The sequence below is a fragment of the Acidocella aquatica genome, from assembly GCF_030160635.1.
GTDB lineage: Bacteria > Pseudomonadota > Alphaproteobacteria > Acetobacterales > Acetobacteraceae > Acidocella > Acidocella aquatica.
The window spans coordinates 1-3,918 of record NZ_BSOS01000095.1 but is presented as its reverse complement, the minus strand read 5'-3'; the positions used below and the strand labels follow the sequence as shown (position 1 = coordinate 3,918).

General features: G+C 55.7%; 3 protein-coding genes. 2 read left to right on the top strand and 1 reads right to left on the bottom strand.

What is annotated here, in order from left to right; all coding sequences use genetic code 11:
* Positions 1 to 197: 197 nt before the first annotated feature.
* Both QQJ84_RS17830 and katG read left to right on the top strand, forming a co-directional pair.
* The gene (locus tag QQJ84_RS17830) at positions 198 to 545 is read left to right on the top strand and encodes a ferritin family protein (protein WP_284259683.1); all 348 of its coding nucleotides are present in this window, start codon (positions 198 to 200) and stop codon (positions 543 to 545) included.
* A gap of 76 nt (positions 546 to 621) precedes the next feature.
* The gene (katG, locus tag QQJ84_RS17825) at positions 622 to 2,829 is read left to right on the top strand and encodes a catalase/peroxidase HPI (protein WP_284259682.1); all 2,208 of its coding nucleotides are present in this window, start codon (positions 622 to 624) and stop codon (positions 2,827 to 2,829) included.
* 137 nt (positions 2,830 to 2,966) lie between these two features.
* Here katG and QQJ84_RS17820 read toward each other — a convergent pair whose 3' ends face one another.
* Positions 2,967 to 3,584, bottom strand: coding sequence for a hypothetical protein (locus QQJ84_RS17820; protein WP_284259681.1), 618 nt, complete (start codon positions 3,582 to 3,584; stop codon positions 2,967 to 2,969).
* Positions 3,585 to 3,918 lie beyond the last annotated feature (334 nt).

Here is a 3,918-nt window from a genome sequence, read left to right as displayed (position 1 = left end):
ATGGTGACCCATTGATTCAGAGATTAAGCCGCTTCGCAACCAAAAAATCACAACTGTAATGCTAAGGGCCAGACCATCGTGAACCGGCCGTGTCTCCGGCGGCGGACAGAGATTTTCCGAGCTGTATTTACACAGGGCTCCGGGAGGTGCATACTCCTTTCCGTTATCGGCTTGTTCGGCCAAAATGGGGAGCGGACATGCCTTCTCTCAAGGCAACCGAGTGTGAGCAGAATCTGAAGGGTACGCTCGCTGGGGTGAGGCGGGCGAACCGTCGATATGATTGTTTCACTCAGACGGCCGCTATCGAGAAATTCAGCGATGTTGCCGCCGTGTTTCGTTCGATTGCCGCAGGTAATATCGGGTATGAGTTCGACCCTCTCGAATATCCCGCGGAAGCGGGCGATCCGGCGGCAGGCATCCCGATTGGATCGATCGCCGACAATCGTAAGGCCGTGATCGCGGCGAGACTCACAGAATATACTGATATGCACTTGGGTGTCGCCGGTGCGGCGCACCGGAAAGTCGCATGCCGGTCGCTTTCATAAGGTGCGCGACTCGTTTTGATCTAAATCGTTTCCAGATGAACAATTCGGAGAAACCGGACCACGATCGGAGGAAAAAATGGACGCAAACACAGACGAGAAACCGGGCAAGTGCCCGGTCGTGCACGGGACGACAAACGTCGGAATGAGATCGAACAGTGACTGGTGGCCAAACCAACTCAACCTCAGAATCCTTCATCAGAACTCGCCCCAGTCTGATCCGATGGAAAAGACGTTCAACTACGCCGAAGAGTTCAAGAAGCTTGATTACAAAGCGCTGAAGAAAGACCTCGCCGCGCTGATGACGGACAGCCAAGATTGGTGGCCGGCGGATTTTGGCCATTACGGGGGGCTCTTGATTCGCATGGCATGGCACGCCGCCGGCACGTACCGCGTCGGTGACGGCCGCGGCGGTGCGGGCTCCGGCCAGCAGCGCTTCGCGCCCCTCAACTCTTGGCCGGACAATGCGAACCTTGACAAGGCGCGCCGGCTGCTTTGGCCGATCAAGCAGAAATATGGCCGGAAAATCTCATGGGCCGACTTGATGGTCCTCGCCGGCAATGTCGCGCTCGAGTCGATGGGCTTCAAGACATTCGGCTTTGGCGGCGGGCGCCCCGATGTGTGGGAGCCTGATGAAACCGTCTACTGGGGCAATGAGAAAGCTTGGTTCCCTGATCCTCATAGCGACGAACGCTACAGCGGTGTCCGCGATCTCGCGAAGCCGCTGGCTGCCGTGAATATGGGCCTCATCTACGTGAATCCGAATGGGCCGAACTTCAAGCCGGATCCAGTTGCCGCCGCCATCGACATTCGCGAGACCTTCAAGCGCATGGCGATGAACGACGAGGAGACGGTTGCTCTTATCGCCGGCGGACACAGCTTCGGCAAAACTCACGGCGCCGGCGATGCCGCGCTGGTGGGTCCTGAGCCGGAAGCTGCGCCCATTGAAGAAATGGGCTTCGGCTGGAAGAGCAGCTATGGCACAGGAAAAGGAAAAGACGCGATCACTGGCGGCCCGGAGGTCACCTGGAGCACGACGCCCACGAAGTGGAGCAATAGCTTTTTCGAGAATCTGTTCAAATATGAATGGGAGCTGGAGACGAGCCCGGCTGGGGCCAATCAATTCAGGGCGAAGGGGGCAGTCGCCACGATTCCGGATGCCTTCGACCCGTCGAAACGTCATACGCCGACGATGCTGGTGACGGACCTCGCTTTGCGGATGGATCCGGCCTACGAGAAGATTTCCCGGCGTTTCTTCGAGCATCCGGATGAATTCGCGGATGCGTTCGCCCGCGCGTGGTTCAAACTCACCCATCGTGATATGGGCCCGCGCGCACGCTATCTCGGCCCGGAAGTTCCGGCGGAGGAGCTGATTTGGCAGGATCCCGTTCCCACCGTCAATCACAAGCTGATCGACACGAAGGACATTGTGGACCTCAAGGCAAAGATCCTGGCATCAGGACTTTCCATCTCGGAGCTTGTTTCGACCGCTTGGGCGTCGGCGGCTACCTTCCGCGGCTCCGACAAGCGTGGCGGCGCTAACGGCGCGCGCATCCGTCTCAGCCCCCAGAAGGATTGGGAGGTCAATCAACCTGCTCAGTTGGCAAAGGTACTAAATATTCTTGAAGGCATTCAGAAGGCATTCAACGGTACGGCAAACGGGGCTAAAGAACTGTCGCTCGCCGATCTCATTATCCTCGGTGGCTTGGCCGCCATAGAGCAAGCGGCCCACAAGGGTGGGCACGATGATGTGACAGTTCCCTTCACACCAGGCCGCACAGACGCCTCGCAAGAGCAAACCGACGTGGAGTCCGTTGCCCATCTCGAGCCAGTCGCGGACGGGTTCCGCAGCTACCTCAAGACCAAGTTTAACGTATCGGCAGAAGAGCTTCTCGTCGACAAGGCACAACTTTTGACACTAACGGCGCCCGAGATGGCAGTTCTCGTCGGCGGTATGCGCGTCTTAGGTGCGAACTACGGCAACTCCCAGCACGGTGTTTTCACGAAGCGTCCGGAGACCCTCACCAACGACTTCTTCGTGAACCTCTTGGACATGGGCATAGAGTGGAAAGCGACTTCGGACGAAAATGTGTTCGAGGGGCGCGACCGCAAGAGCGGCAAACCGAAATGGACCGGCACTCGTGTCGACCTCATCTTCGGTTCGAACTCTCAGCTCCGGGCCTTGGCTGAAGTCTATGGAAGTTCAGATGCCGAGAAAAAATTTGTTCATGACTTCGTCGCGGCCTGGGACAAGGTGATGAACCTTGATCGCTTCGATTGTACGTGAACTCAAAGGATATCGCTTGGGGCACCCGTCCCCATCTTATGGCGTGGAGGACGAGGGCCGCCAGGCGATGATAGCCGCACCCTGGCCGGACGCAATATCGTTGCATCCGGTCTGCCTCCCCCCTGAAATGGGGAGGGCTAGCCCCGGACCGGGCGCGGCGCTTCGCTGCCGGTCAGCCTAGAATCGGCTATGGAAACCTTGCCGAGGTACACACCGTATTTTTCCTCTTTAATGTGCCCAGCGAGCGCGCCTTTAAGAACGAGGAAGCCAGCGCTCGGTTGCATTTTGCGGCTATGCACAGCCACACAAAGATCGTTGCCGATCTGACAAACATCGCCTTGGGACACGCAGAGATCGTCACCAATCTGACGAACTTCATCCGGCAAGAGCGAAATGGGGAGATTATCCTCATGTTCTAGGGACCACTGATTCTTTTTTAAGCCCTGCAATATTACAATTTCGGCAACTTTGCCGATGTCCAGCGCCGGTGAGTCAGCGACTTCGCTATCATCTTTGTCATTGGCAAAGCTAATGAAGATGCCGCTAGAGTCACCATCGAGTAGCACGCAGCCGTGGGCATCTTTTCCTTGCGAATGCCACACGCTTCGCATGCCGACCCAAACGGGTTCTGGCGGTTTATTTGAAGATCGTTCCAATTGAGCAGATACAATCTGGAGCAGCGTGCCGACAGGCGCATCTGAGGCTTTAGCGTAAAGGGTGACGTGCTGAATTGGGATATTGTCGATGGATGGCATGACGTCCTCTGGGGTTTGTGTGACAACTCATTGATACCAAATTATATTTTTATAATTTATTGATTCTGTTTGATTCTTAATATTGTCCAAAACGTTGCCGGCTTAGGCGGGCAGGACCGTGACTTTTCCTCAATTTTATGGTTTTATCGTGATAACGGCATGCGACATTATCTGGCAATTGGTATGGGGCAATACCAGAACATGACGCCGGAAGCGTACAAAATCTAAACAGTATGTATATAGCGTGTTCTGTAACCGATACGAGTACCTTTCTTTTACCCATATCCTTCTACGATTTTTGCGCCAATTTCAATGTCACGAAGCCGGGATAAGC

Bases quoted from the DNA above. Each gene is read 5' to 3' on its own strand.
- QQJ84_RS17820 (WP_284259681.1), bottom strand. From the start codon at position 3,584: ATGCCATCCATCGACAATATCCCAATTCAGCACGTCACCCTTTACGCT.
- QQJ84_RS17830 (WP_284259683.1), top strand. From the start codon at position 198: ATGCCTTCTCTCAAGGCAACCGAGTGTGAGCAGAATCTGAAGGGTACG.
- katG (WP_284259682.1), top strand. From the start codon at position 622: ATGGACGCAAACACAGACGAGAAACCGGGCAAGTGCCCGGTCGTGCAC.